The sequence below is a fragment of the Granulicella sp. L60 genome, assembly GCF_009765825.1.
Classification (GTDB): Bacteria; Acidobacteriota; Terriglobia; order Terriglobales; family Acidobacteriaceae; genus Edaphobacter.
Window position 1 is genome coordinate 399,135 of record NZ_LMUR01000010.1, and the last position, 26,224, is coordinate 425,358.

Annotated in this window: 21 protein-coding genes; 7 read left to right on the forward strand and 14 right to left on the reverse strand. The window is 57.4% G+C overall.

Annotation, left to right across the window (positions count from 1 at the left end):
* The first annotated feature begins 77 nt into the window (after window positions 1–77).
* Window positions 78–659, forward strand: a complete 582-nt coding sequence (locus tag GSQ82_RS04985; RefSeq protein WP_158790896.1) for a hypothetical protein — start codon at window positions 78–80, stop codon at window positions 657–659.
* Between the two features lie 104 nt (window positions 660–763).
* The gene (locus GSQ82_RS04990; protein ID WP_158790897.1) at window positions 764–1,423 is read left to right on the forward strand and encodes a MarC family protein; all 660 of its coding nucleotides are present in this window, start codon (window positions 764–766) and stop codon (window positions 1,421–1,423) included.
* Window positions 1,424–1,603: 180 nt separating this feature from the next.
* On the opposite strand, the gene GSQ82_RS04995 is transcribed toward GSQ82_RS04990, so the two are convergent.
* Window positions 1,604–2,761, reverse strand: coding sequence for a hypothetical protein (locus GSQ82_RS04995; RefSeq protein ID WP_158790898.1), 1,158 nt, complete (start codon window positions 2,759–2,761; stop codon window positions 1,604–1,606).
* A gap of 279 nt (window positions 2,762–3,040) precedes the next feature.
* Between GSQ82_RS04995 and GSQ82_RS05000 the strand changes: the two genes are divergently transcribed.
* The gene (locus GSQ82_RS05000; protein ID WP_158790899.1) at window positions 3,041–3,472 is read left to right on the forward strand and encodes a DUF1801 domain-containing protein; all 432 of its coding nucleotides are present in this window, start codon (window positions 3,041–3,043) and stop codon (window positions 3,470–3,472) included.
* 527 nt (window positions 3,473–3,999) lie between these two features.
* Here the strand turns inward: GSQ82_RS05000 and add are convergent.
* The 4 genes from add to GSQ82_RS05015 all read right to left on the reverse strand — a co-directional run bounded on the left by add (window position 4,000) and on the right by GSQ82_RS05015 (window position 9,724).
* Window positions 4,000–5,040, reverse strand: a complete 1,041-nt coding sequence (gene add / locus GSQ82_RS05005; RefSeq protein WP_158790900.1) for an adenosine deaminase — start codon at window positions 5,038–5,040, stop codon at window positions 4,000–4,002.
* A 9-nt stretch (window positions 5,041–5,049) separates the two neighbouring features.
* Window positions 5,050–6,531, reverse strand: a complete 1,482-nt coding sequence (locus tag GSQ82_RS05010) for an amino acid permease (RefSeq protein WP_158790901.1) — start codon at window positions 6,529–6,531, stop codon at window positions 5,050–5,052.
* A 194-nt stretch (window positions 6,532–6,725) separates the two neighbouring features.
* Window positions 6,726–6,881: a hypothetical protein gene (locus GSQ82_RS24500; protein WP_174243035.1), complete on the reverse strand. Its 156-nt coding sequence runs from the start codon at window positions 6,879–6,881 to the stop codon at window positions 6,726–6,728.
* A gap of 38 nt (window positions 6,882–6,919) precedes the next feature.
* A complete protein-coding gene (locus GSQ82_RS05015) occupies window positions 6,920–9,724 on the reverse strand; it encodes an ATP-dependent helicase (RefSeq protein WP_158791311.1) in 2,805 nt (934 codons plus the stop codon).
* Between the two features lie 298 nt (window positions 9,725–10,022).
* Between GSQ82_RS05015 and GSQ82_RS05020 the strand changes: the two genes are divergently transcribed.
* Together GSQ82_RS05020 and GSQ82_RS05025 are read left to right on the forward strand one after the other, a co-directional pair.
* Window positions 10,023–10,367, forward strand: a complete 345-nt coding sequence (locus GSQ82_RS05020; protein ID WP_158790902.1) for a hypothetical protein — start codon at window positions 10,023–10,025, stop codon at window positions 10,365–10,367.
* A gap of 107 nt (window positions 10,368–10,474) precedes the next feature.
* The gene (locus GSQ82_RS05025) at window positions 10,475–11,053 is read left to right on the forward strand and encodes a TIGR00730 family Rossman fold protein (RefSeq protein ID WP_158790903.1); all 579 of its coding nucleotides are present in this window, start codon (window positions 10,475–10,477) and stop codon (window positions 11,051–11,053) included.
* Window positions 11,054–11,081: 28 nt separating this feature from the next.
* On the opposite strand, the gene GSQ82_RS05030 is transcribed toward GSQ82_RS05025, so the two are convergent.
* The 7 genes from GSQ82_RS05030 to GSQ82_RS05060 form a co-directional block, all read right to left on the reverse strand.
* The gene (locus GSQ82_RS05030; RefSeq protein WP_158790904.1) at window positions 11,082–11,888 is read right to left on the reverse strand and encodes a DUF3050 domain-containing protein; all 807 of its coding nucleotides are present in this window, start codon (window positions 11,886–11,888) and stop codon (window positions 11,082–11,084) included.
* 8 nt (window positions 11,889–11,896) lie between these two features.
* On the reverse strand, window positions 11,897–12,334 hold the full coding sequence (locus tag GSQ82_RS05035; RefSeq protein ID WP_158790905.1) for a DUF971 domain-containing protein: 438 nt from the start codon (window positions 12,332–12,334) through the stop codon (window positions 11,897–11,899).
* A 49-nt stretch (window positions 12,335–12,383) separates the two neighbouring features.
* Entirely contained in the window at window positions 12,384–13,163 is a 780-nt protein-coding gene (locus tag GSQ82_RS05040; protein ID WP_158790906.1) for a sulfite exporter TauE/SafE family protein, read from the reverse strand.
* A 68-nt stretch (window positions 13,164–13,231) separates the two neighbouring features.
* Window positions 13,232–14,005: an ATP-binding cassette domain-containing protein gene (locus tag GSQ82_RS05045; protein ID WP_158790907.1), complete on the reverse strand. Its 774-nt coding sequence runs from the start codon at window positions 14,003–14,005 to the stop codon at window positions 13,232–13,234.
* Window positions 14,006–14,138: 133 nt separating this feature from the next.
* The gene (locus GSQ82_RS05050) at window positions 14,139–15,245 is read right to left on the reverse strand and encodes a phosphatidylinositol-specific phospholipase C1-like protein (RefSeq protein ID WP_158790908.1); all 1,107 of its coding nucleotides are present in this window, start codon (window positions 15,243–15,245) and stop codon (window positions 14,139–14,141) included.
* A 219-nt stretch (window positions 15,246–15,464) separates the two neighbouring features.
* On the reverse strand, window positions 15,465–16,406 hold the full coding sequence (locus tag GSQ82_RS05055) for a metallophosphoesterase (protein ID WP_158790909.1): 942 nt from the start codon (window positions 16,404–16,406) through the stop codon (window positions 15,465–15,467).
* A gap of 23 nt (window positions 16,407–16,429) precedes the next feature.
* Complete coding sequence (locus tag GSQ82_RS05060) at window positions 16,430–19,870, reverse strand: carboxypeptidase regulatory-like domain-containing protein (protein WP_371417166.1); 3,441 nt, start codon at window positions 19,868–19,870, stop codon at window positions 16,430–16,432.
* Between the two features lie 299 nt (window positions 19,871–20,169).
* Here GSQ82_RS05060 and GSQ82_RS05065 point away from each other — a divergent pair, with 299 nt between their 5' ends.
* Window positions 20,170–21,615: a hypothetical protein gene (locus GSQ82_RS05065; protein WP_158790911.1), complete on the forward strand. Its 1,446-nt coding sequence runs from the start codon at window positions 20,170–20,172 to the stop codon at window positions 21,613–21,615.
* A gap of 28 nt (window positions 21,616–21,643) precedes the next feature.
* Here GSQ82_RS05065 and GSQ82_RS05070 read toward each other — a convergent pair whose 3' ends face one another.
* Window positions 21,644–22,618: a DUF4432 family protein gene (locus GSQ82_RS05070; protein ID WP_158790912.1), complete on the reverse strand. Its 975-nt coding sequence runs from the start codon at window positions 22,616–22,618 to the stop codon at window positions 21,644–21,646.
* A 12-nt stretch (window positions 22,619–22,630) separates the two neighbouring features.
* Complete coding sequence (locus GSQ82_RS05075) at window positions 22,631–23,719, reverse strand: LacI family DNA-binding transcriptional regulator (RefSeq protein ID WP_158790913.1); 1,089 nt, start codon at window positions 23,717–23,719, stop codon at window positions 22,631–22,633.
* Window positions 23,720–24,000: 281 nt separating this feature from the next.
* Between GSQ82_RS05075 and GSQ82_RS05080 the strand changes: the two genes are divergently transcribed.
* Window positions 24,001–26,148: an alpha-galactosidase gene (locus GSQ82_RS05080; protein WP_254061432.1), complete on the forward strand. Its 2,148-nt coding sequence runs from the start codon at window positions 24,001–24,003 to the stop codon at window positions 26,146–26,148.
* Window positions 26,149–26,224 lie beyond the last annotated feature (76 nt).

Below are 26,224 nucleotides of genomic sequence, written 5' to 3' on the forward strand. Positions count from 1 at the left end.
CCCAAAGGAGAATAATGGACCCGGTGCAGGGTAACTCCTGCCCAAAACCCGTGTCTAACCATGCAGGTGAAATCGCCATGAAGCTGCATCTCTCCTCCTGCCTCCTCGCCCTCGCTCTTGCCTCCGCGCCGCTTGCGCACGCCCAGCTCGCCGGCATGCCCCCAGGCACGCAGGAGGCGCTTCTGAACCTCGCCGACCAGCCCGCCAGCCGCACCTCCTTCAGCTTCGACCGCTCCATGCTCCAGGTCGCGCAGAACCTCCTCGCTTCCGGAGGCATGGACGCAAACGCCGCCGCCGCCGCGCTCACCGGCATCTCTGTCGACAACTACCGCTATCCCCAGCCCGCCTTCTACACCCCCGAGACCATGAACTCCATCATCAACGCCTACCACACCGCCGGATGGAAGCACCTCGTCAACGCCAACCAGACCCCCGCCAACACCGCCCAGCCCCGCAGCACCGTCACCGATCTCTGGCTCCACTTCACCGGCCCCGACATCAACGGCGTCACCGTCCTCACCCGCTCGGCCCGAAACATGAGCGTCATCCAGATCACCTGCGAACTCCGCCCCCTCGACCTCGTCCACCTCAGTGGCCACTTCGGTATCCCCAAGGTCGATCCCAACGCCGTCATGGTCCCCGCCCCCAACGGCCGCTGATCCGCACCCCTCAAAGAAGCCGCATCACCCAGCAGGCACGATGATTCGGCAACTGTCCCTCGGCTGAACCGCAATCGAGATCGACTACAATCGAGATCGAACCTATGCAGGAAGCGGCTCAAACAGTACTTCTCGTCCTCGTAACGCTCTTCCCCATCGTGGACCCGCTCGGAGGCAGCCCCTTCTTTCTGGCGCAGACCAGCGGATACTCACCCGAAGCGCGAAAAAAACTGTCCTGGCGCATCGCCGTCAACAGTTTTTTCCTTCTGGTTGCGACGTATTTTATCGGGACGTACGTGCTTGCCTTCTTCGGAATCTCGCTTCCGGTGGTCCAGGTCGGCGGAGGTCTGATCGTCATTGCGACAGGATGGTCGCTCCTGAAGCAAAAAGACGACGAAAAACAAGACGTACAGACGACCGTCCAGCCGCAGGACCCACTCCGCCGGGCATTCTATCCCTTGACGTTGCCCTTGACCGTAGGCCCTGCATCCATCTCAGCCGCGCTCACACTCGGCGCGAACGCGGCTCATCATCACGCATACCATCCCGTGACCATCCTGGCGGCACTCATTGGATTGGTGCTGATCGCGATCAGCATCTTGCTCTGCTATCGATTTGCCGACCGATTGGCGCAAATCCTGGGGCAAACTGGCATGACGGTAATCACCCAGTTGTCGTCCTTTTTACTGGTTTGTATCGGCGTACAGATCACCTGGAACGGGATCAAAGCGCTGATCGAGTCCGTGACGCTGCATATTGGCTGACCGAAGGGGCTTCGCTCCACCGGAATCTGCCTCTCCATTCATCAGCGAAAAGATAGAGGAATCTGGCGACGAGCGGAACAGAGCGTTCGGCGGATTGACGAGCTACTATCGTCGGAGCTGGGTCTCCCTCAATCAGGAAGACCCCAGTTCCGAATACAACACGAACCGGGGACGAAAGACCTACAGGGCTAAGCGGATTGCGGCGTCGGCTTCGAAAGCCATAATTTGTAACGTGTTCAGGAACTTTCTGCTTTGACCGGTAAAGAGTCCACTTGCGATGAGGCTTGCAGCCGAAGCCACGGCACCGGAAAATTTATCGGTCAGAGGACGAATGATCGAGACGTGGGGGAGGTTTGGGCTGATGAACTCACAAGGAACGGGGAAGATCAGGCTGGGCTGAACCAGGGTAGGTGGTTGCAGCGGTGGGTTGTTGAAGAAATCAGGAAACGACAGCCCGGAGATTGCATCCTTGAACGGTGCTACTGGCTGCTGAACTCCGTTGCCTGCGAAATCCACCCACTCCAGAAAGTGAGCAATCTCATCTCCGCCGATGCCCAGTGTGATCTGGAGCACCTCCGGATCCGACACCTTTTGACTCATGGTTGCGTAGAGGCTCGAACCGCCCTGCTCAATCGCTCCAAAGTGAAACGCCGCCACATTCGCGATCGCCTGAATATGGTCGTTCGCCTTACCCAGGTTAGCGTTGGAAGCGCCGTTGAAATCGGCATCGGTTCTGGGAATGGCGGTGACCCCATTGAGAGTGATCGCCTGAGGAAAGGTAGCACCGAGATCCGGATTGGTTGCGCTGCGGTAGCGAACGAACCAGCTCGTATCGACGTTGAGGTTCATCAGGTTCGTAAGCCGCAGCTTGCCCGACGATCCCGTCGCCGTGCTTCCCTTCAACGTCTCGAACTCGGAGAAGTTGACTGGCTCAGCTCCTCTGGACTCAAGATAGGCGTTGATGAAGTTCGCATGGCTTACCTCATCCAGCGTATTGCTGGTGATGTACTGCGGGCCATCGGTATCGAGGTTCGATAGGGCTGCCTGATAGGGGTTCATCTGTTGGTTTGGGTTTACTTCAACAGGCAGGTTATTGCCGATACCGCCCAGTTCCGCATACTGCGTCCACAGATCCGCTTCGATCAGTTCTGCCGCCGCCAGAAATCGAAGGATGGCGGTATCACCTGCACCGAGCCGTCCTCGTTCCTCTGCACGGACAACAGCTCCGTTTGCTAATAAACCGGCGCCCACTGCTGCTGCGCCTCCTGCCAATAGACCGCTTCTCATAAACGAGCGGCGGTCAACCGGACGACTAGCATTGCTCTTTGGATTTTTCATTGTTGCTCAACCTACCTTTTATCTACCTGAAGACGGGTCCCGTTCGACATGCAGACCCGAGATCACGTTATCTAGGCCGGTCAGCTTATTTGTCAGGGACTCGTCATTTAAATGTCTCTTATCCCTCAGCGCACAAAGAACATGGCATCGGCTCGCAGAGCGATCAAGCAATCATGCTCTCGCTGAAAAAAAGACCGTCGAATCGGAAGAAGTCTCCTTGCGAAAGGTTGCAAGTCACGCCGAGCGCAGCGAAAATAGGTGCGAAGTCTGGAGCTTGCCATGAAGACACCCATCCCGGCGGAGGCTGCCTCTGCACTCATCGACGGCAAGATCAAACAACTCGGCGACTGGCGAGGCCAGACGCTCGCGAAGGCGCGCGAGATTATCCACAAGGCAGACCCTGAGATCGTCGAAGAGTGGAAGTGGATGGGAACCCCCGTCTTCTCCCACGGCGGCATCATCTGCACCGGAGAGACCTATAAGAGCGTCGTCAAGCTGACCTTCGCCAAGGGAGCCTCGTTAAAAGACCCCTCCAAGCTGTTCAACTCCAGCCTCGACGGCAACGTCAGACGCGCCATCGACATCCACGAAGGCGAAAAGATCGATGAGTCAGCCCTGAAGGATCTCATCCGCGCCGCAGTAGCCCTCAATCTCGATCTCAAGGCGAAAACCAAAACCAAAGCCCCCGCGAGCAACCAGCAAACCAACTGACTAGGTTGTATCGACATATTCCCGTCCTGCTTCGTTCTATCCTTTGTTTGTCATCCCCAAAGGGGATCTGCGGTTGCTGTCGCCTTGCCTGTCGTTGCCTTCGCCGTTGAGATAGAGCGAGGCTTTAGCCTCGCGTCTAAGATCCCACCGCAAAGCCACATCCACTCTGCCGAAGGCCGGAGCGAAAGGAGAAGCCGAAGCGATTAAATATTGCCTTTGCCGTTGCCTGTCCTCCCCAACCCGCAACAAATCTCTGTCAAGCCCCAGACCACACAAAACCAGCGCCAGACGCGGAGATTCGCATGACGTACAAGTTATCCCCCACCAGCTATACTGGATATAGAGCATAAAAAAGCTCCTGCGAGTCAGGGGTTTTTTATGACCGGACCTAACCTGTTTAGAAAGAAATATTTACCCGTAAGCCATCTGGAATGAATATTTTGCAGACAGCTAAAATCGTAAGTCGTTCAAAACGGATAAGTTAGTAGCACCCACCCCCAGGGGGAGGGGTACCCCAAACGCGGAGATCAAAAGCCGTACTGCTCCACCTGCTGCATGAGGTCAATCTTGCGCTCCGGCGGCAGAAAGCTCGCCTCCACTGCATTCGCCGCCAGCTCCCGCATCTGCTCCAGCGAAAACTCGAACCGCTCCTGCACCAGCACATACTCTTCGAGCAGATTGCTTCCGAACATCGGCGGATCGTCCGAGTTGATCGTCACCATCAACCCCGACTCGAAGTACATCTTCACCGGATGCTCGTCGAAGCCCGCGCAGCAGCCTGTGCGAATGTTGCTGGTCACATTCAGCTCCAGCGGAACCTGCTTCTGCGCCAGCACCTCCAGCAGTTCAGGGTCATGCTGCGCCGAGAGCGCATGGCCGACGCGCTCCGCCCCGATGTTGATCGCCGCCCAGATGCTCTCCGGCCCGATCGTCTCGCCGGCATGCGCGGTCAGTCGCAGCCCGGCAGCCTTGGCCTCGGCGTACGACTCGCGAAACAGGTCCGCGCTCCCGCGAGCCTCATCGCCTCCGATGCCGATCCCAACGATGCTCGGATAGAGCGCACGCAGCTCAGCCGCCTTGCGAAACACCTTCGCCGCCTCGTCCGCGCCGAAGTGACGCACCGCATCGATCAGCCAGTACACGGTGGTCCCAAAGTCCTTCTCGCCGCGCACCCGGCCCCGCTCGATGGCCTCGGTGTACGGTTCAACCTCAGCGTTCTTCCAGTAGTAGATGATCCCGAACGAGATGTAGACCTCAGCATGCACCACACCCTGGGCCGCCAGATCGCGAATCATGTTGTACGTAATCAGCTCGTAGTCGTCCGGACCCTTCAACCGCGCCGAAACCGCCTTGAACGAGTCCATGAAGCCGAGAAAGTTCTCGTAGATGTAGAGCTTCTTCGCCGCATCAGCGGTCAGAGGCTCCGCATCGTGCCGCCTGCTCAGCTCCAGCAGCGTGTCCAGCTGGATCGTGCCCTCAAGGTGAAGATGAAGTTCAACCTTGGGCAATCCCCGAAGCCACTCCACCACGTCGATCTCAGCGTCTTTTTTTACCTGTCTTCGCGCCATCTGCCTATCTTAGGCCTTCGGAGGAGCGAACTCACTATGATGTCTGCTGTAGAAGAAGTAAATCAGCAGACCCAGAGCGAGCCAGATAAAGAACCGCATCCATGTAATGATCGGAAGCCCCATCATCAGCAGGATGCAGAAGATCACCGAAAGCACAGGAATCACCGGCCCAAAAGGCACGCGAAACCCGCGTCGCCGCTCCGGCTCCCGATAACGCAGGATGATGACGCCAATCGAGACCAGGGCAAACGCGAACAGCGTCCCGATGTTCGAAAGGTCAGTCAGAGTCCCGATGTCGAAGAGTCCCGCCGGAATCCCGACCACAATGCCCGCAATCCAGGTCGCCACCGCAGGCGTACGGAACTTCGGATGTACCTTACCGAAGAACCTTGGCAACAGCCGATCGCGCGACATGGCAAACCAGACCCGCGACTGGCCAAGCTGGAACACCAGGATCGACGAGATCATGCCCATCATCGCGCCCAGCAGCACAGCCAGCCTCACCCAGTGCAGACTGTGTCCGCCCGGCAGCAGCGAGAGCTTCTTGAGCGCATTGACCACCGGAGCCGCATCGTCCACCATGCTCTGCCACGGAACCAGCCCGGTCAGCACGGTCGCCACGCCGATGTAGAGCACAGTGCAGACCACCAGCGTCGCGATGATGCCGATCGGCACATCCTTCTGCGGATTCTTGCACTCCTCAGCAGCGGTGGATACGGAGTCGAACCCGATGTAGGTGAAGAAGATGATAGAGCCGCCGGTAAGCACTCCCGACCAGCCGTTGGGCGAGTAGGGATGATAGAGCGTTGGCTTGATGAAGTGAGCGCCGGCGAAGATGAACAGCAGGATCGCAGCCAGCTTTAGCAACACCATGACGTTGTTGGTCCGCGCCGACTCACGAATCCCGCGCACCAGCACAACCGTCAGCAGCATGACGATCAGAAAGGCAGGCCAGTCGAAGCCGAAGTGCCATCCCGGGAGATACAGATCGTGACCCTGCAGGTCCTGTAGACCGCCCGGCAGAAAGGCCGGCGAGATCCAACGCAGTGCAGGATGAAACCCAAACCAGTCCAGCAGATCCACCATGTGCGCAGCAAACCCGACCGAAACGGCCATGTTGCTGCCTGCATACTCAAGGATGAGATCCCATCCGATGATCCAGGCGACCAGCTCGCCCAGCGTTGCGTAAGTATAGGTGTACGCGGATCCCGCGATGGGAATCATCGACGCCAGCTCCGCATAGCAGAGCCCCGTCAGGCCGCAGACGATGGCGACCAGCACCAGCGAGACCGCCAGCGCCGGACCCGCTCCCGGCCTTCCAGCCAGCGCGGAGTGATGAATTAGGTAGTCCAGCACCGGCGCGCGAAGGATAGAAGTAGTGTCGAACTTCTCTCCTGCGATTGCAGTGCCGACGACGGTGAAGATGCCCGAACCGATGACCGCGCCGATGCCGAGCGCAGTCAGAGACACCGGGCCCAGCGTCTTCTTCAACGCGTGCTCCGGCAACTCCGATTCAGAGATCAGTTTGTCGATCGACTTGGTTCGAAAGATTTGCCTGGCCAGCGCGCTCGCTCCTGCGTGCGAAAGTTGGTGCGGGGCGTTTCCGACTACACAAATTCGATTAAGAGGACATCATCGCGAAAGGGGCTGTGGCACAAACTCCCGCAGCCCTAGCGGTAGATTCACTACCGCTTGCTCTGGCCGCGCGATGCCTTCTTGATCTTCTGCTTATTCTCGCCGCGAGCACCGGTCCGCTTTGCTTTGGGGGCTGCTGCCTTACGTGCTGCGCGCTTTACCTTCTTGCGCTCTTGTGTGTCGGTGATGCTCTTGGTATTTGCCATTATCTTGCCAATCTTTCTATAGGTGCGATTTTCAGAACTTAAAGGCGCTCCAGCTGGGCAAACTTCTCCACCAGCTTCTTCACGCCGTGCTGTTGAAATTGTACTGTAATCTTGGCATCATCCCCATCGCCTTCGCGACGAAAGACGATTCCCTCGCCATACTTGGGGTGTTTCACCCTGGAACCCTGCTTCAGCCCCGTCTTACCCACGGGCGCTTCCACCTCAAGCTTAGGTCGCGAGATCTTCTGACCGCGTGCAGCAAAGAAGCTGGCGATATTATCAATCGACTGCCCGGCAGGCTTTGCTCCCTGACCCGCGCGGCTGCCAGCGCCATAACCAGTTGCAGCCCGAGCTGCGGCCCTGGCACCCCGGTCGCCACTCTGGTCTTCATCTTCATAGCTATAGTGCTGGTCGCCCTCGTCACCACCCGTCCCGCGACCAAAACGATTCGCCTTCGGATAAGGAGTCGCATACGCACCGCCGTAGCCAGAACTATAGTCCGATCCGGAGAACTGTGGACGCGCCGGCGGACTGCCAAGGTCTTCGACTAGACGGCTGGGGACCTCCTCGAGAAAGCGCGACGCAATACTCGACTCCGGCATATCGCTTCCGTACCGGCGCCGATACCGCGCCCGTGTCATGACGAGAGTATCCATTGCCCGCGTCATGCCGACATAGCATAACCGCCGTTCCTCCTCCAGCCCGGTCGGATCGGTTAACGTGCGGGAGTGAGGGAATAGACCCTCCTCCATGCCGGTGAGAAAGACAAGGGGGAACTCAAGACCCTTAGCGGCGTGAAGCGTCATCAGCGTAACCCGTGCCTCTTCGCTGTAGCTGTCGGCGTCGGAGACCAGCGCGGCGTGATCGAGAAACTCATGAAGCGTCTCCCCGCGCTCTTGTGCGTCCTGGGCCGCGTTCGCGAGTTCTTTCAGGTTTTCTATACGTGAGAAAGACTCAGGCGTTGCTTCCTCTTCGAGGGCGCGGATATAGCCGCTTCGGTCGTTCAGGAACTTAATTAGCTCCGGTAGTGTGGCTGCGTCGCCTGGTTTGCGGAAAGCAGGCCTTTCATCCTCCATCTTGATCTCGGCAGCTCGCTCCATTGTTGTCCTTGCAGACTTCTTGAGGACGACTGGAGCGAACGGATTGAAGCTCGCTGTATCGATGCCATGAGCCTCATCGGAGTCGGCAGCGTTCTCTGCCGCGATGGTAGAGATCTCTTCGCTCGGACCGAAGTCGAAGCCGAAGTTGAAACTTGTGTCGAAGGAGGTGCTTGCTCCTGTGTTCTCTACTTCTTCGGATGCTACGGTTTCTGCCTCTTCGCCGAAGCCGAAAGAGACATCGCCATCCTCAACGGATGTTGAGGGCAAGGAAGCGTCGCCTTCTATCGCGACGTCCTCAGCGAGCTTTTCCGCGAATCCCGGTCCGAGCATCGCGCGCGCGTCCTCGATCAATCGACGGAAGCCAGTCAGTGCCTGGAGCGCACGTGGCGGGAGCAGTCTGTCCTCGATCGCGCGGGCGATTGCATCCCACGTGCTCATGCCAGACGACAGCGCCATGCGTTCAAGCGTCTCCATAGTGGTCTTGCCGATGCCGCGCGCTGGTGAATTGACCACTCTGGCCAATGCAATCGAGTCATGGACGTTCTGTACGAGCTTAAGATAGCTGAGAATGTCCTTCACTTCGGCGCGATCGTAGAAGCTGAAGCCCCCCACCATGTGGTACTGAATCTGGTAGCGGCGCAACGCCTCTTCCACAAGGCGCGACTGTGAGTTTGTTCGATAGAGCACGGCACAGCGCGGCATGTCGACCTGTCCGCCAGCCTCGCGCAGATACCTCTGAATGCGATCCGCGATGAAGAGCGCCTCATTCTCTCCATCTGGCGCTTCGTAGTAGCCAATCAGACTGCCACCCTCACGTGTCGTAAAGAGGTTTTTCCCCTTGCGCTGAGTGTTCTGCGCAACTACTGCACCCGCGCCCTCCAGGATGTTTTGTGTTGAGCGATAGTTTTGTTCCAGGCGAATCGTCTTGGTTTCGGGAAAGTCTTTCTCGAACTCAAGAATATTTTTGATATCTGCGCCGCGCCAGCTGTAGATCGATTGATCTTCGTCACCCACCACGCACACGTTCGACTCTGGGCCAGTGAGTAACTTCATTAGCTCGTACTGGGGCCGGTTGGTGTCCTGGTACTCGTCAATCAAAAGATATTTGTAACGCCGGTTGTACTTTTCTCGGGTCTCCCCGGAGCTCTTCAATAGCCGAACCGTCTCAAGCAGTAGATCGTCGAAGTCAAGCGCGTTGGCCTTGAGGAGTTCCTTTTTATAGATCTCGAAGATGTGCGCAATCTTCTCTTCCATTGGATTGGTGCTCGCAAGGAAATACTCCTGCGGGTCGATCATGTGGTTCTTCGCCCAGGAGATTCTTCCAAGCGCGACCCTGGGCTTTAGCGATTTGTCATCGATCGCCAGTCTCTTCAGCGCTTGCTTTACCACCGCCTGTTGATCCGTCTCATCGTAAATCGCGAAGGTCCGCGTCAAACCCACGCCATTCACACGTAACGCTTCAATGTCTCGTCGCAGCACGCGCACGCAGAAGCTGTGAAATGTGGCCAGCATCGGCTTGGCAAGCGACGTGTGCCCGAGAATCTTATCCACACGTTCGGCCATCTCTTTCGCAGCCTTATTGGTGAAGGTCACCGCTAGAATTGAGTCCGCCGGCACGCCTCGCTCCTGAATCAGGTAGGCAATGCGATGCGTAATGACACGTGTCTTGCCCGATCCTGCGCCCGCGAGCAGGAGCACTGGTCCATCCACTGTGCGGATACCCTCCTGCTGTTGCGGATTCATATTCACTAATAATTGACTCAACGCCACACGCTCCAAACTCTATTTTAAGCTCTCTTCACAAAAACTACCTGTGCATCGCTCGAAGAACAAAAATGCCCGTATTTACTGTCCATTTGCGAACATCGTGTCCGCTCTTGGACAGCGCATGCACTATTCAGTTGTTCACATAAAAAGAAATCGCAGATTGAATATTTTCTGGAACTGCAGCATCACATCTTGCGTATCACTTCTAACTGACGAGCTCCCTGAACCATGGCAGAGAACTCCAGTCGGAATCTTGAAACACGGGAGTCTCACAATGAATCGCATTAATCGTCTCGCTGTCGCAGTCATCGCAACCTCTCTCCTCGCAGTACCGTCGGTTTATGCTGCACCTGCGAGCATCTCTTCTCCCATTCATGCCATGTTCGGCCGCTCGAAGACCACCATGGTCAAGCTCAGCCTCCGCAACGACTCCGGCAAGCCGATGGACGTCAAAATCGGAGATAAAGTGATGACGCTGGATCCAGGAAAGCCAGTGGATCTCGACCTTCCCGTAGGAACACGTATTATCGCCAGCACCGCTACTCCGAACCATGAAGTCGGCTCTGTCATTGAAGAAGTCGTCAGCTCACACTCCGGCGCAACCATCGCCATTCGGTAAGCAGGCAAAAACAAAGCTGCACATCTCGAATCTTCACTTCAGGCCGACCGCTCCGCGCAACAGCGACGGTTGGCCTCCAATCTCGTCTCAATTGATATCCTTGATTCATGATTCGAAACATCGCTGTGTTCTGTTCTTCTGCCAACGGATTTAGTCCCGTCTATCGAAGCGCAGCCGAGCAACTGGGCTGTGCTCTCGCAGACCGCAACATTGGCCTCATCTATGGCGGGGCCAACGTTGGTCTTATGCAGGCAGTTGCTGATGCCTCGTTAGCTGCGAACGGTAGAGTCGTCGGCGTCATCCCGGAGGTACTGGTTGATCTCGAGGTCGCTCACCACGGAGTCACAGAACTGCACATTACCAGCACCATGCATACGCGGAAAGCACTCATAGGTGAGAAGGCTGATGCTTTTATCGTATTGCCTGGCGGCTTCGGCACCTTTGAAGAGCTCTTCGAGGTGCTGGCATGGCACACACTTAAGCTTCACACGAAGCCTATTTTGTTGCTTAATATCAATGGATTCTATGACAAGCTCTTCGCTTTCCTCGACCACTGCGTCGCCGAGGGCATGCTGAAGCAGAAGAACCGCGAACTCATCCTCGTCGCCGATACAGTAGAAGAAGCTTTCGTCAAACTAAACTTTCATCCAGCCATCCACAACTCGCATTCCAAGGAGCTTTCCTGATAAATGCAGTTTTGCGTGCTGTTGAAGGCTATGCGACCAATACGCGCTCCCGTTCGCGCTTTAGGCTCTCTGCGATGCCATCCCAAAGAGCAATTCGTGCACGCAGTGCCAACTCTGCAGCTTCACCCGCCTCCTGCCACTTTATTGCATCGTCGTCACATAGTTCAGCGACCATCTGCAACGCCATCGGTCCATGCTCTTCGCCATCCACTTCGATGTGGCGCTCCATGTACCAACGCATCAGCTCGAGCCGTCCATGCAGATGCTCGTTCTGGTCCCGAATAAATCCACGAAACATGTCAGGGATAAGGTCTTCACGCCCAAACGTAAACGCCGCGGCGATAGCATGCAGTTTGCCGGATTCGATCGTTGAAAACGTGGTCTGGACAAATCTCTGCGCCGCCTCGGGAGCGCCACTCATCCTCAGCGCATGATCCCAGCCTGCGCCCTGATGTAGCGAGTGAAGCAAGCCCTCAATTGCGGCTGTCGAAGCCCCACACTCTCGCATCGCTCGCAGGTACAGTTCGAAGTGGCTTACCGCTTCAGTACCGTACATATCGCTCTCTTCTCCAGTGACAATCTCGTTCACCAGCCTGCGGCTTGCCGCAAATCTGCTCGGTATCCATGGCACATCCACGCACGTCAGCCCGCGTTGTAGCGTCTTCAGCAGCGACATGAAGTCCCACACTGCAAATACGTGTGCCTCCATGAAGACATGCAAGTCTTCCACCGTCTCGAACGCCCCATAAAGCGGATGGCCTGCTAGGCTGCCATATAGTGGACGCAACCGCTCCGTCAGTGCCTGTAACTGTTCACTCTGATTCGGAATACTCACTCTACCTCCTACAGCTTCTGCTTCGTCATGCAGTCATTGCAGCGGCACACTCGCCGAAGATACTCCCACGAGTAGATGCCACTCTCGTGTCCATCACTCCACTTGAACTTCAATGCATATTTGCCCACGGGCGTCACCTCCAGCGGCTTCACTGGTGCTTCGTACAACATCAACAACGTCTGTTCTTTCGGCTTCGGTTCGCCCGGCAGTCTTCCGGTATGCTCTCGTTCTTCGTGGCATGTTGCACATGGACACGCATTGCGTAACCACGCAAAGTTCCAAGAGCTCTGATGACCGTCCTTCCAGTCGACCTCGACGCCGGTTCCCTCCGTCTTCTTCACCCGCACCTTCTTCGGCGTGACCACATCATAGGGTAGCGGTTCGTGTTCTTGATCCTCTCGCTGCGCCTGCTCCGCGTTCACAATGCGAATTCCTTCATGACTCATCGCGCGACCTCCCTCATGCACTCTCTTACCGGCCAACTGAAACGGAACATCATCCATTTCTCCAGAAAAAATATGCAGCCATGGCACATCCTGTAACCACAACGATCCTTCGCAGCACGTTGGCGTTCATGCGCCGCGCATACTGTGCGCCTACATAACCACCCACGCCAGCAAAGATCATGGAAATCAGACAGTAGTGCCAGATGACCGCGCCACTCCATACAAACGTCAGCACCGCGCAAAAGTTCGACAGACAAGCTGCCAGCACCTTCAGCGAGTTCAGCGCATTCATCTCCTCCACACCGAAGAGCGCAAGCGCTGTCATGATCAGGAACCCTGCACCTGCGCCAAAGTAGCCGATGTAGAAACAAACCGGCAGCATGACAAAGAACAGCGGCACCAGCGCGAGAGGCTTCTTTATGTGCGGCTCAGCCGAACGCGCTCTCAGCCAGCGTGACACCGGGCCGCTTATTCCAAAGAGCAAAGAGGCCACGAGCAGCAGCCATGGAACCATGTGCAGAAAGGTGAGCTGACGCGTATGCAGCAGAACAACGGCTCCACTGACTCCGCCGAGAATCGAAGCAGCGAAGACTACCGGCAGCAGATCGCGTCTGAGATCTCCGCGTAACGCAGCCACAGAGGTTAACTGACCGGGCCATAGTGCGACTGTATTCGTAGCGTTCGCCTGAACCGGCAGTACTCCCATCGCCAGCATCGCCGGAAACGAAACGAACGATCCGCCACCGGCCATCGCATTCATCACGCCCGCGATCGACGAGGCCAGAACCAGCCAGGCATAGTGCCAATGCGTACTAAAACTCAAAGTCATCCATCTTCCATTGTATCGGCTCCGGAAGATGAGCACGAAGTTACGAAGGCAGACTAGGCTAGGCTCGTCTACGCCATAGCCGGCATCTCCGGAGTAGCTGCAATCAATTGACGCGTGTACTCCTGTCGCGGCGCATCGCATACCTGTACGCACTCGCCAATCTCGACTAGCCTGCCACGCTGCATCACCGCCACGCGATCGCACAGGTAGCGCACTAATGGCATCGAATGCGAGATAAACAGGTATGTTAAGCCGAACTCCAGCTGCAACTCGCGCAGCAGATTCACCACCTGTGCGCCCACACTCACGTCCAGCGCGCTTGCCGGTTCGTCGAGCACCACAAACTCGGGTTGTAGCGCCAAGGCTCGCGCAATATTGATCCTCTGTCTCTGCCCTCCGCTGAACTCATGCGGAAATCGTTCAAGCGCTGAGCCGTCCAGCCCCACCGTTCGGAGCATCGTCTCGAGCTGCGAACGCTGGACCTCTCTCAATCTCTCGTGGATCACAAACGGCTCGGCCAGAATCTCACGCACTCGCATCCTCGGATTTAGTGCGGCATAGGGATCTTGAAAGACGATCTGCATACGCCGCCGCATCGCCTGCATCTCGCGCGAACTCATCGCTAGAAGATCCTGCCCTGCATATTGGACGTCGCCGCCGCTCGGTTCTATCAGACGCAACAGCATCCGTGCGACGGTGCTCTTGCCCGATCCTGACTCTCCGACCAGCCCAAGCGTCTCGCCGCGCCGAATAGTAAAAGAAACATCGTCGACGACGCGACGTCCTGCGCCATACTCCTTCACCAGCCCGCACGCTTCGACAAGCACCTCATCTTTCGACATAGCCGGATAGTAGCATCCGAAAACAGACCAACGTTCCCGAGCCACTGTGTGCGGTTCAACTTAATAGAAATGGGGGCTATTCCTAGTCGAAGAATAGCCCCCATTTAGTCCGTGATTAGGCCGTCCTTATTGCTCATTTGACGTTGCAAGCGGTTGGAGCGTTGACGGGATTGCAGCGAGCCGATGCGTTGCCAGGAAGGGTGACGACGAAGTGGCCTTCCCAACGGGCGGGTTCGTTGACGGGGTAGTCGGTGCTGAGAAGTTGGGCGCCACTGGCTAGCATGGCATCGCGGACGGCGGTGTTGTTGGTGCGGGCTTCTTTTGTGTCGGAGTCGGTGCGGGCGCGGATGAGGTAGCCTTTGCGGACCAGGTCGGAGATGTCGGCGGCGGGGCCTTCGTTGCGCTCGAGGAAGGCTGCATCGGGCTGGCCGGGATCGGAGTTGGTGAAGATGATTCGGCCGCGCAGAGACGTGTGGCCTGCGACATATACGGGGGTCATGTCGTGCTGGTCCATGAGGAAGACGACTTTGCCGCGAGAGCTGGCTAGGGTGGGCCAGTTTCCGGCTAAAACGGCCTGATTGAGGGTTTTGTAGTGGCCGCGGACGTTGTCGGGGGTGATGAGTTCGCTGGGTTTGAAGACGGAGCGGATCTCGGCGTCGAGGGCGTCGAAGGTGGCGGAGGTGAAGGGCTCGGTCTCGGTGAGGTGGAGTTTGCTGACTCGGCCGGGCTTATCTTGTTTGGTTTCAACGAGAATGAAGATGGGGACGTGGTTGGGGTGGGCCTGGGACCACTGTTTGATCTGATCGAGGCAGCCGATGAAGGGCTGGCAGGTGCTGCGGTAGTCGACGTCCTGGACGTGCATGACTTTGAAGCCGGGCTTGTTCATGAGGCCGTTGGGGTCGAAGTCGGGGTCGGCTGGGAGGCCGGCTGCGGCTACGTTTTTGGGGCCGGAGGGGTGGGCGTAGCGGCCACCTTTGGCGTCGGCGTAGACGTCCAGCTCGATCTGGCGGACGCCGCTGTCGAGCTGCTGGGGGAGCGGTTGGTGTTGATAATCAAGGCCTTTGAAGGCCTCAGCGTAGTTGGTCTGCCAGAGTTTGGTCTCGCTGGGGGCGATGCCGGCGTGGTAGCTGTTGTGCGTGCCGATGACTTGGATCTGGTTGAGCTTGAGGGTGTCGGACTGGGCGTGGGCGACGGCGGCGAGGGCGGCGGTGAGGGCCAGGGTGGAGAGGGTGCGGAGCATGTAGTTTCCTTCAGAGTTTGGCGGCTGGATGGCGCTTTTTTTTGCTTGTGATGGATGGGCGTTTTTGCTGGGGTTTTCGAGAATTATGGCTTGCAGACGTGGTAGTTAGGTGGTGAGTTCGTGGTGGTTGGTGTGGCTGGATTGGTTGTCTTGCTGGACAGTTTGTGGGGGCTTAAAGTACGCCATGATTTTCAGATTTATTTTTCGGAGATTTCAGACTTAGGTAGTGTGCCAGGGTTTGCTGTAATGGCTGTCCCACTGGACGAGGTCGATGTTCATGAAGCGCCAGGTTGCGCGTTTGGTATCGACCTCCATGAGCATGTAGGCGTTGGGGTCGTAGCGGGTGGCGGCCATGGTGTAGTGCTGGGGGCCGTAGAGGTGGCTGTAGTCGATCCACTTGTGAACGTGGCCGGAGATGACGACCTGGATGTTGTCCTGGTACTTCTTCAGGAGGGGATGCAGGCCGTAGTCGGCGAACTCGACCTGGCGGTCCTGGATGAGCGGGTAGTGGATGAAGACGAAGGTGGGCTTGCGCTGCTGGAGCTGGGCTTCGAACCAGTGGAGCTGCTCTTCGCCGAGGGAGCCGATGCTGGGGTTGAAGTCGGCTGAGGTGCGGTCCTGGGTGCTGCCGAGAAAGTTGTTGAGGTGGATGAATTTGTAACCTTTGTAGTCCACGACGGAGTAGGGCTCGGCGTTGAATTTGGCCTTGAAGAGGCGGTGGCTCATCTCGCGGGGGACGTGCCGGACGTCGTAGTCGTGGTTGCCGAAGCCGAGGTGGACGGGCATCTTGAAGCCGTCGGTGATGACCTTGGCGTTATCGAGGCGGGTGGTGTTCTTAAAGTAGAAGTCGTAGTCGGTGGAGGGGTAGTTGTGGAAGTAGTCGCCGATGAGGAAGACCTGTTCGATGGCGGGGTCGAGGGAGTTGATGAGGTCGCGTGCGGAGGTGAGGCGGGGGGTGGTGACGAGGATGCTTTCGTTGTCTTCGACGCCGTTTTCGCTGCCTTTGACGTAGAAGTTGTCGATGATGTGGGTGTCGGCGACGAGGGCGAAGTAGAACTTGTCCGGGGATGCTGCTGCCCGGACCTGCTCAGCCCAGAGTCTCCGGGTGAGCAGGTTGCCGAGCGATGCAGCGCCGAGGGTCGTGAATTGTCTGCGGTCCATATCGATGACGCTCCGGGTTGAGTTTAGAAGATCAGTTTGAGTGCGAACTGAAGGACACGAGCTGGTGCGGTGGTTGCCGACGTGACCGCGCCGAAGGTGGATTGACCGGCGGCGCTCTGCGGATAGGTGTAGTTGGTCTGGTTAAGGATATTGAAGGCCTCGGTACGGAAGTCGAGCGATGTACCTGCGACGTAGAGCGGGAAGGTCTTGTGCAGACCGATATCGAGGTTGTAGTAGGGGTCGAACCGGACCGAGTTGCGGCCGGCGTTGCCGTAGGGATGGTTGACGTCGGGAACGCTGACGGATGCGGGGTTGAAGGCTTGCAGGGTCGTATTGGAGGAGTTCTTCGTGCGCTGCGATTTGGGCAGGATGACTGGTGCGCCGGTGACGTTGGGGCGATAGGCGAGGATGTCGCTTACGTCCTGGAAGGAGTTTTCATTGTAGGTGAGGTTGACGGGGATGCCGCTGCTGGCCGAGTTGATTGCGGTGACCTGCCAGCCGCCGAGGGCCTCCTGCATGAGGAAGGGAGCGTTGCCGCCGAAGGTGCGGCCCTTGCCGTAGGGAAGATCGTAGACGACGGTCAGGATCTCGTTGAAGGGCTGGTTATAGGCGGAGGGGCCACGATCGCCGAGTGGGTTGGCGAGGTTGATGCGCGAGTTGTCGCCGGCGGGGGTGTCGAGATGTCCGGAGGCGTTGTCCTGTGCGCGTGAGTAGGTGAAGGAGTTGAGAACGTAGAGGCCGTGACCGGTGCGGTGCTCGAGCTTGGTCTGGAGGCCGTTGTAGGAGAGGAAGCCTTCGGGAATCGTCTCTTCGATGCCGGTGAAGTTATGGATGGGGCGGCGGGACTGAAGGTTGAGACAGCCGGAGGTGGTGGTGGGGTTACAGGTAGCAGTCAGAGCGTTGGGTGCTGCCTGATTGAGATCGGCGAGGACCTGAAGCTTGACGCCGTGTTCGCCAACATAGGAGACCTCGAAGGAGGTGTTGGTGGAGAGTTGGCGCTGCACCGTGAGGTGATAACTCTGGATGTAGCCGGTGGGCAGGTTCTTGGGGATGTACCGGGTCTCCGCGAGAAGCGTATTGAAGTTAGCGGAGGTGGCGAAGTTGACTGGGAAGCCCTGCTGGGTGGTGCGGAAGCAGGTTTGGAAGGGCTGATCGCCGTTGGCGCAGACGGGATTTGTGGTGCCCGCTGCAGCGGAGGGCGCGAACGGAGCAGCCTGGACGCGGTTGGTGTTGACGATGAAGGGGCCGTTGTAGCCGAGCATGTTCTCGCCGCCTTCGCGGTTGAACTGAGCATAGCCGAGACCGTATGCGGCGCGGATGACTGTCTTGGGATCGGCCTGGAAGGCGAAGCCGAAGCGCGGCGCGAAGTCGAGCTTGGGCATGTTGACCAGGGCGCGGTTATAGATAGAGCCGGGTGTGGCCTGGATGAGGGTCTGGGTTGCGGGGTCGTAGTTGGAGAGATGGTTGGATGACTCCCACTGCGGAGTGACGAGCTCGTAACGGAGGCCGGCGTTGACGGTGAGCCTGGAGTTGACGCGAATGTCGTCCTGGAAGTAGAGGAAGTGCATGCGCTGGTTCAGATGGATGACAGCAAAGTTGTTGAGCTGATAGGTGTCATCCGCACCGAGGAGGAAGTCTGCAAGGGCGACGGCTTCTTTGGTGCCGGTGTCGTGACTGGAGAGGGTGTTGATGTTGGGGTTGGTGTAGCTGAAGCTGCCGTTGTAGGTGTTCTCGCCGTAGTTGGGATTGAAGTCGCTGATGGAGGTGAAGATGGCCTGATACTCGTAGCCGACCTTATAGCTGTTGCGACCGTGGAGAAAGGTGTAGTTGACCTTTGGGTTGAAGACGTAGGGGTTCTGGAACTGCGGGTTGCTTCCCTGGCTGCCGAACTGGGTGTAGCCGTTTACGCTCTGATCGTTGAGGCTGCGGACGACCTGAGGGTCGGTGGGAAGGCCGGTGATTCCAGCCATGAGGCTGGGCATGCCTGCGCCGTAGGGGCTCTTTCCGCCGTCGGTGCGGGTGAAGCCGAAGCGTGCATCGAGGATGGAGTTCTGGGTGAAGGCGTGGGTGACGCCGCCTGCGATCTGCTGGTTGAAGATGAGGACGGTGCCGTTGCTGCTGCTGCCGCCGGCTGGACCTTGAATGGTTGGAGCGTCCTGAATGACTCCCTGGTGCTCACTGTAGCGAACGAAGGCGGTGGTGCGGGAGTTGAAGGTCTGGTCGACGCGGATGTCGCCCTTGTCATCTTTGATGGTGCCTGCGGGAAGCGAGGCGTAGTTGTTGGAGAGGGCAGCGGCAGTGGGGCTGGGAAGAGCCGCGAGAACGCCCTGTGCGAAGGGAGAGGCGTCGGCGTAGGGAATAATTCCGTTGGGATACATCTTGCCGGTGAGTGGGTTGATGAGAGGGACAGGGGTGCTTGTCTCGACGCCGCTGGCGTTGGTGGCGAGGAAGGTGTAGCCGCCGTTGGCCTTGGCGAGGGCGCTGGTTCCGTTCTGGTCGAGCGAGGGAACGGTGGCGTTGAGGGTGGAGTGGGTGATCTGGCGAACACCTTCATAGTCGGCGAAGAAGAAGGTGTGATCCTTCCAGATGGGACCGCCGAGGGTGCCGCCGAACTGGTTGCGGATGAGGATGGGCTTCTGAGGCTTGCCGGTGAGGGCGTTGGTGGGCGGCGTGAAGGGGCCGATGGCGTTGAGGTCGGTGTTGCGGAGGTAGTCGTAGGCGCGGCCGTGGAATTTGTTGGTGCCGCTGCGGATGCTGACGTTGATGACGGCTCCGGCGGAACGGCCGTACTCGGCGCTGTAGTTGTCGGTTTCGACGCGGAACTCGGAGATGGCGTCGGGGGAGGGAGGGATGGCCTGGTTGGAGAAGCCCTGGTTGGAGGTTCCGTAGGAGTTGTTGTCGAGACCGTCGAGGAGGAAGTTGTTGAACTCGCTGCGCTGGCCGTTGACGTTGAAGGAGGCGTCGCGGCTGCTGGTGGTGGCGTTCTCGAGGATGTTGCGGCGGACGCCGGGGACGAGGGCGGCGAGGTCGGCGTAGGCGCGGCCGTTGAGGGGAAGATTTTCGACTTCACGGGTGCCGATGACCTGGCCACGTTCGCTGGAGTCGGTCTCGAGGATATCGGCGGCTTCGGTGACGGTGACGGTCTGGCTGGCGGAGCCGATCTTGAGGGAGACGTCGACGCGCTGGCGGGCGTTGACGGTGACACGGAAGTTTTGCGTCGTGGTGATGTCGAAGCCGTCGGCCTGGGCGTTGACCTGATACTCGCCGATCTTGACGTCGGTGAACTCGTAGGCGCCTTGAGCGTTGGTCTTTGCGGTGACGACCGATTTTGTCTCCTGATTGACGAGTGAGACCGTTGCATTGGGCAAGACCGCGCCGGAGGCATCATGCACGTAACCCAGGACGGAGGCGGTTTCAAACTGCGCGGATAACGGCGAACAGTTCAGGACCAGAAAACAAGCCATCACTGCTAAAAAGAGAAGACGTTTCACGATTCGCTCCAGGTGCTTTGATCCGAGGTTGAGTTGAGGGTGGCTATGGCTTGCTGGCGCAGGTTCCCGGCTGCCGGATGCAAGCCACATAGATGAGGGCCAATAAGGTTGATCATGGCGAGGTTCCGAGGCTCGCGAAAGGGTGTTGGCGGCGACTTTGGGGCTTACCCCGTGAGCACACCCCGCCTCACCCCCCTGTATTTCAATGGGATTTGCAATTCAAGGGAGGCGGCATTCACTGGAATTTCATATATCAAGGTTATGCTTGGGGTATGCCGAAGTATCAGGAACGGTCGTCTGTAGAGAGGCCGGGTGAGTTTCGAATAGGACCAGACCGTATTGCCGACTCCGGTTCTTACACGTCGGGCGGGGTGGGTTTGCTGGTGGAAGAGTCCCCAGACACGGAGCGGGAAGACCTTCTGCTGCGGGAGGAGTGGCAACTGGCGCTTCGAATCGCTGCCAGTAAGGGATTCTGTAAATCCGACCTGCTTCAGAAGTTTCTGCTGTATGTCTGTGAGCAGCAGCTTATGGGAAGTACCCATGAGATTACGGAGCAGCGTATCGGCACGCAGATCTTCAATCGCACAACCGATTACAACCCAGGCGAAGACAATATTGTCCGGAGTTATGCGCGTTTATTGAGAAAGCGTCTCGAGAAGTACTTTGAAGGGGAGGGATGCGAGGAGGCCATGCGGGTCACCATTCCGCGAGGTGGGTACGTCCCTGTCTTTCATCGCGATGCGGGCGTGCAGGAGCCGGTCTCGAAGCTTTCCAGCCTGACTGCTGTCGCAAAGAGTGAGCCGGAGGTTCGTTCTAGCAAGGTGGAGAGTGCGCCAGAGGTTCGGCACGTAGCTTCAGGAGGGCGTTGGCAACCGGCGTGGCTGTCGATCTTTGTTGGAGTGCTGGTGGGGGTTTTATTGACAGCGGCGGGAGTACGGATGATGCAGGAGAAGCGGGCACAGGGACCTGCACATCTGGTGTGGATGCAGCTATTCCAACGAAACCGGATTACCCTGATCGTTCCTGCGGATAGTGGCCTGGGTATTTTGCAAAATCTCACAGGGCAACTGGTCGGGCTGGAGGAGTATGCGAACGGAACCTACCTCTCCGATGTGAAGTCGCTGCCTGGGCTTGGACTTGAAAATCTGAACGATCTGCGCCATCAGCGCTATACCAGCGTCGTCGATCTGAATATCACTGCGATGCTGGCGCAGCTTCCTGAATCCGCTGAGAGTCAGTCAGAGATTCGTTACGCGCGGAGCATCACGACAGAAGATTTGAAGAGTTCCAACGCAATATTGCTGGGGTCCACACATACGAATCCCTGGGTATCGCTCTTTGAAAAAAGCCTCAACTTCAAGCTCGAATATATGCCCGAGGTGGACCAATCGTTTGTGCTGAACGAACATCCGATTGGTGCAGAACAAAAGAGGTATGTAAACGGCACGGCTGGAACGGCCAACCGAACGTATGGCGCAATCGACTATCTGCCTAGCCTGGACGGAACCGGCCATGTGCTTATCATTCAGGGGCTGAATATGGCTGCAACGCAGGCTGCAGCGGATACGTTGTTCAGCTCGGAAGAGATGAAGCCGATCTTGAAGGAGGCGGTTCGGCCAGATGGTTCCGTGAAGTCGTTCGAGCTACTGGTGGAGACGAGCAGCATCGGTGCGACCGCTCCTGGGGCGCAGATCATTGCGACTCGTTTTTATCCGTAACAGCGGGATGGTATTTTTTCAGACGTAATCAGGTTTGTCTGAGTGCAGGCTTCGCGGCTGCATCATGGAAGTCGTCAAGGCTAATAGGGCAAGACGCTCCGAGTAGATGGAACTCCAGCTTCCATTGAATTTTTTCGCGGGGCGCAAGGGAACGGGCAGTGCCATTCTTCGTTGCTGTCAGAAGGGAGTCCGCGTTCGACGTGGTGGGCTCCAGTGCTACCGTGTACTGCTTTGCTGCCCCAGAGTTTGGCCATGCTCCCTGACAGATCCACAGCCCAAGGAAGGGAAGAGCCCTTCCGTCAAACCGGACCACGATGCCTTGACTGATCTTGCTGCGGTAGAGTGCGGCCCAGGCGTCTGATTCCATTTCGGCAAAGAATTTATGTGCCGTGATGCCGTCGCGTTCGCCTACTTTGCTTAGGTCGTTCGATCCAGTTCGCTGCAACTGCGCGATTGGCCAGTTGATGAAGCTGTTTTCTTCGAGTACTCCGCCAGCTGAGTACTCTACGCAAACTTTCTGCACCGTGTGGGGTAAGAGAATACGATCGCCTGCGGCGACACGGAGGAGGGGATGGGCGGACCAGAGCCAACTGGTGGGCTCGTCCGAGAGATTGACGAGCTCGTAGTCCAAGAGCAGGTTGGCTCCATGCAGCGAGGCACTTCTGGTTAAGCGCAGAGACCGTGATGTCGCGTCGGCGTGAAGGACGATGGCTCCGTCTTGAGAGTCGATCTCCCAAGGTTGACGCCAGAGATCGCCGTGGTCGGCTATTGCGGCGAGGCCCGCAGTGCTCTCGCAGCTCGCTACGCTGGGGAGACATTCATCAAACCCTCCACCATCACTCTCGCTGAACTCAGCCGTACCTGAGACATGGTTGTAGGGATTGATTGGCGGTAGTAGAAATTCTTCTCCGGTGCGGATGCTTTGGAACGAGACGATTTTTCCGCCGATCGAGGGCAGGACCTCGACACGTAGGAGGTCGTTTTCAAGCGAAAGTTTTTTCATATCGTGCAGGGTCTACCGAGACTTTCGAACGGGGACGTCTTCGAGTCTTCCCATGAACAAAGAGAGATTGCTGCGAAAGATGATGTGTGGGGCCAGCCTCTGCGTCTTAACCGGTTTGTCTTTTGCTAGAAGGCAGGCGAGCAGGGTCTCAAAGGCAATCTTGCCTTGCGAGTAAGGACGCTGGTAGAGCGTGGCGAGTACCTTGCCTGACTCCAGCAGCGGTACTAGCTCGTGGAAAAAATCGGTGGCGATGACTTGTATCTTGCCGAGTAACTTCTGTTCTTCGAGGGCGCGGAAGACGGGGAGGCTGTTCGCCGTGCTGATGTAAAGTGCATCGGGCCGTGTCTTGCTCTTGAGGAGAGCGAGGGTCTGGCGGTAAGCATCTTCCGGGCTATCGTGAGACTCCACCACCGGAAGCAGCGTGAGGTGAGGCGCGAGGATGGCCAGGGTCGAAGCGAAGCCTCGCAGCTTTTCTGCGTGATCGTGGATGGCAAGCTCCCCTGTGATGGTGGTGACGCGGGAAGGATGTTGAAGTTTGAGGGAGAGGAGTTCCGCGGCTACGGCGCCGCTCGCGTAGGCGTCGACGGTGACTGAGGCGGTCCGCTCGCTGTCGGGTGCGTCGCTGGCGACGCAGATTGTAACGATATCTTTCTCGGCCATGCTGCGAATCATGGGTGCTAGTTCGCGAGGACGACCAGGCGTGAGGAGTATGCCGTCGTATCCGCTGCGTGCGACTTTTTCAAGGATTTCAAGATCGCCGGAGCCGAGACGTGGATGCTCGTGAAAGTCGAGGGTGACCTGGAGGCCTAACGACTCCTCGGCCGCTGCTCTGATTCCGGCGCGAAGTGGATCGAAGAAACAGGCGATCTCGCGGGGAAGTACCGCGGCGATACGCATCTTGCGGTTCAACTTCAAAGAACGGGCTGCGATGTTTGGTTGGTAGCCGAGCTGCTCGGCCATGCGCAGCACTTGAGCCCTTGTCTTTGCGCTGACGCCCTTGCGATCGTGAAGCGCGCGATCTACGGTGCCGATGGAGGTGCCGAGGGCTTCAGCGATCTCACGTATGCCGGCGATTTTGTCGCTGCTGCTAGTTTTCTTCATCGTGTCCGGAGATCTTCCCTTCCTTAATCAGAGCTGTGCATCGCGCAGAATCATTTTGACAGCGAAATGGGGCGATGTGTAGTGTTGATAGCGGTAACGTACACAGTAATTTTCATATCTCTACAACTCCTCATAGGAGCAAGATGATCTACCCATCGGTTTATGGTACCTGCACCTCGTCCAAACGGCACATTGTTTCCTTGCTTGCGCGTGCAGCAGTCGGCGCCTCTCTTCTCTTGATGACGGCGCCAATCTTCAGTCAGGCTCACGATGTAAGGCCTATGAAGGTAGGGTACGACGCTGCGACGCACGTCTTTCGTTTGGATGGGGCGGATATTTCGTACGTTCTTGGCGTGAACGAGAAAGGCGAGTTGCAGAACCTTTACTGGGGCAAACGTCTCGACGCGCAGGATCCGTTTGCGGCGGCGAAGTCTCCTGGGGGTGGCTCCGGATTCGATCCGGCGGTGAATTTAACACCGACTGAGTTTGTGGGATGGGGAGCAGGTCTGTACGCTGTTCCGAATCTGAAGGTGACTTTTCCAGATGGAAATCGAGATCTGGTGCTTCACTACCTCTCGCATGAGATTCAGGGAGATACGTTGAGGGTCACGCTCAAAGACATCGGGCGTGACGTTCGCGTGGAACTGCTGTACGAGATGAATGCTGAGACGGGTGTGCTTGCACGATCGGCAAAGATTGAGAATCACACGAAGCTTCCGTTGACGATTGAGGAGGCGTTTGCCGCGACGTGGAATCTGCCCAGCAGTAACGATTATCAGTTGCGTTATCTGACTGGACGTTGGGCGGCGGAGTGGAAGCTGCAGGAGGAGGCGCTGCATACCGGGAAGGTTGTGCTTGAGAGCCGTCGAGGTTCCACAGGGGACGAGGTGAATCCGTGGTTCGCGATTGAGCGCGGGGCTCAACCGGATCAGGACACGGGTGATGTGTGGTTCGGGGCGCTTGGCTGGAGCGGGTCCTGGCAGATTAATGTGGAGCAAAATGCGGCGAACCAGGTTCGAGTTACTGGCGGCTTCACTCCGTTCGATTTCGCATATTTGCTGAAGCCAGAACAATCGCTTGAGACGCCGAAGTTTTATGGAGGATATTCCAACAGTGGGATCGGTGGGGCTTCGCGTCTGCTGCATCGCTTTGAGTTGGGTTCGATTGTTCCTGGGGGGATGCACCGCAAGCTGCGTCCGATCTTGTATAACTCCTGGGAGGCGACTGGTTTTGACGTGAACGAAGCCGGGCAGGAGACGTTGGCCGAGAAGGCTGCGAGCATTGGGGTCGAACGCTTTGTGATGGACGATGGTTGGTTCGGTCAGAGGAAGGATGATCATGCTGGCCTGGGTGATTGGTATGTGAACCAACAGAAGTTTCCCCACGGTCTGAAGCCTCTAATCGATAAGGTACATTCCTTGGGGATGGACTTCGGGTTGTGGGTGGAGCCGGAGATGGTCAATCCAAACAGCGATCTGTATAAGGCGCATCCGGATTGGACGCTGAATTTTCCGGGACGTCCTCGCACAGAGGGACGTAGCCAACTGATGCTCAACCTGGCACGACCCGATGTGCGGGCCTATGTCTACGGCTTTCTTGACAAGCTGCTAACGGAGAACGACATTGCGTTTCTTAAGTGGGACTATAACCGCAACTGGTCGGAACCGGGCTGGTCGGCAGTGCCTATCGAGCAGCAGAAGGAAGTCTATGTCGAATACGTTCGCAATCTCTACAGCATCCTTGCCGAACTGAGGTCTAAGCATCCGAATGTCGAGATTGAGTCTTGCTCGGGCGGTGGAGCGCGCGTCGATCTTGGCATCATGCGCCTTACCGATGAGGTGTGGCCTTCGGATAACACCGATCCGTTTGACCGGCTCCGCATACAAGACGGCTTCAGCTATGCGTATGCGCCGGGAGTGATGATGGCGTGGGTAACTGATTCTCCGAACTGGATGAACAATCGCTCTACTTCTCTCGACTATCGCTTCCTGTCTTCTATGCAGGGCAGTCTGGGAATTGGAGCGAATCTTAGTAAGTGGTCTGCTGAGGACTTCTCGACCGCGAAGAAGCTGGTTGCGCAATATAAGCTGCTGCGCCCCACGATTCAGGATGGTGCGCTGTACCGACTGATCTCACCGGAGGAGGGCAGTGAGTTCTCAGTGACAGAATCTTTGTCGACTGACGGTAAGCAGGCCGCCGTATTTGCGTTCCTGCACTCAAGTCAACTTGGAGATGGCGATCCGCGTATCTTCCCTCGGGGGTTGGAGCCAGCTACGAAGTACAGTATTCATGCGCTGGTTGGCAGTCTGGATTCGCGAATGCCAGAGCGCGCGAGTGGTGAGTACTGGATGCATCGTGGCATCGATGTTTCGCTTCGTGGAGACTTCCAGGCGATGCTATTTACGCTTGAGAGGGAAGGGGCGAAATAGAGAGGAAGATTATGCAGATGACGGGTGTGCGACAGAAGACCTAATTGCGTTTTTTGCTTGAGGCAGAGTACGTTTT

Bases quoted from the DNA above. Each gene is read 5' to 3' on its own strand.
- GSQ82_RS04985 (WP_158790896.1), top strand. From the start codon at position 78: ATGAAGCTGCATCTCTCCTCCTGCCTCCTCGCCCTCGCTCTTGCCTCC.
- GSQ82_RS04990 (WP_158790897.1), top strand. From the start codon at position 764: ATGCAGGAAGCGGCTCAAACAGTACTTCTCGTCCTCGTAACGCTCTTC.
- GSQ82_RS04995 (WP_158790898.1), bottom strand. From the start codon at position 2,761: ATGAAAAATCCAAAGAGCAATGCTAGTCGTCCGGTTGACCGCCGCTCG.
- GSQ82_RS05000 (WP_158790899.1), top strand. From the start codon at position 3,041: ATGAAGACACCCATCCCGGCGGAGGCTGCCTCTGCACTCATCGACGGC.
- add (WP_158790900.1), bottom strand. From the start codon at position 5,040: ATGGCGCGAAGACAGGTAAAAAAAGACGCTGAGATCGACGTGGTGGAG.
- GSQ82_RS24500 (WP_174243035.1), bottom strand. From the start codon at position 6,881: ATGGCAAATACCAAGAGCATCACCGACACACAAGAGCGCAAGAAGGTA.
- GSQ82_RS05015 (WP_158791311.1), bottom strand. From the start codon at position 9,724: ATGAATCCGCAACAGCAGGAGGGTATCCGCACAGTGGATGGACCAGTG.
- GSQ82_RS05020 (WP_158790902.1), top strand. From the start codon at position 10,023: ATGAATCGCATTAATCGTCTCGCTGTCGCAGTCATCGCAACCTCTCTC.
- GSQ82_RS05025 (WP_158790903.1), top strand. From the start codon at position 10,475: ATGATTCGAAACATCGCTGTGTTCTGTTCTTCTGCCAACGGATTTAGT.
- GSQ82_RS05035 (WP_158790905.1), bottom strand. From the start codon at position 12,334: ATGAGTCATGAAGGAATTCGCATTGTGAACGCGGAGCAGGCGCAGCGA.
- GSQ82_RS05040 (WP_158790906.1), bottom strand. From the start codon at position 13,163: ATGACTTTGAGTTTTAGTACGCATTGGCACTATGCCTGGCTGGTTCTG.
- GSQ82_RS05045 (WP_158790907.1), bottom strand. From the start codon at position 14,005: ATGTCGAAAGATGAGGTGCTTGTCGAAGCGTGCGGGCTGGTGAAGGAG.
- GSQ82_RS05050 (WP_158790908.1), bottom strand. From the start codon at position 15,245: ATGCTCCGCACCCTCTCCACCCTGGCCCTCACCGCCGCCCTCGCCGCC.
- GSQ82_RS05055 (WP_158790909.1), bottom strand. From the start codon at position 16,406: ATGGACCGCAGACAATTCACGACCCTCGGCGCTGCATCGCTCGGCAAC.
- GSQ82_RS05060 (WP_371417166.1), bottom strand. From the start codon at position 19,870: ATGGCTTGTTTTCTGGTCCTGAACTGTTCGCCGTTATCCGCGCAGTTT.
- GSQ82_RS05065 (WP_158790911.1), top strand. From the start codon at position 20,170: ATGCCGAAGTATCAGGAACGGTCGTCTGTAGAGAGGCCGGGTGAGTTT.
- GSQ82_RS05070 (WP_158790912.1), bottom strand. From the start codon at position 22,618: ATGAAAAAACTTTCGCTTGAAAACGACCTCCTACGTGTCGAGGTCCTG.
- GSQ82_RS05075 (WP_158790913.1), bottom strand. From the start codon at position 23,719: ATGAAGAAAACTAGCAGCAGCGACAAAATCGCCGGCATACGTGAGATC.
- GSQ82_RS05080 (WP_254061432.1), top strand. From the start codon at position 24,001: ATGAAGGTAGGGTACGACGCTGCGACGCACGTCTTTCGTTTGGATGGG.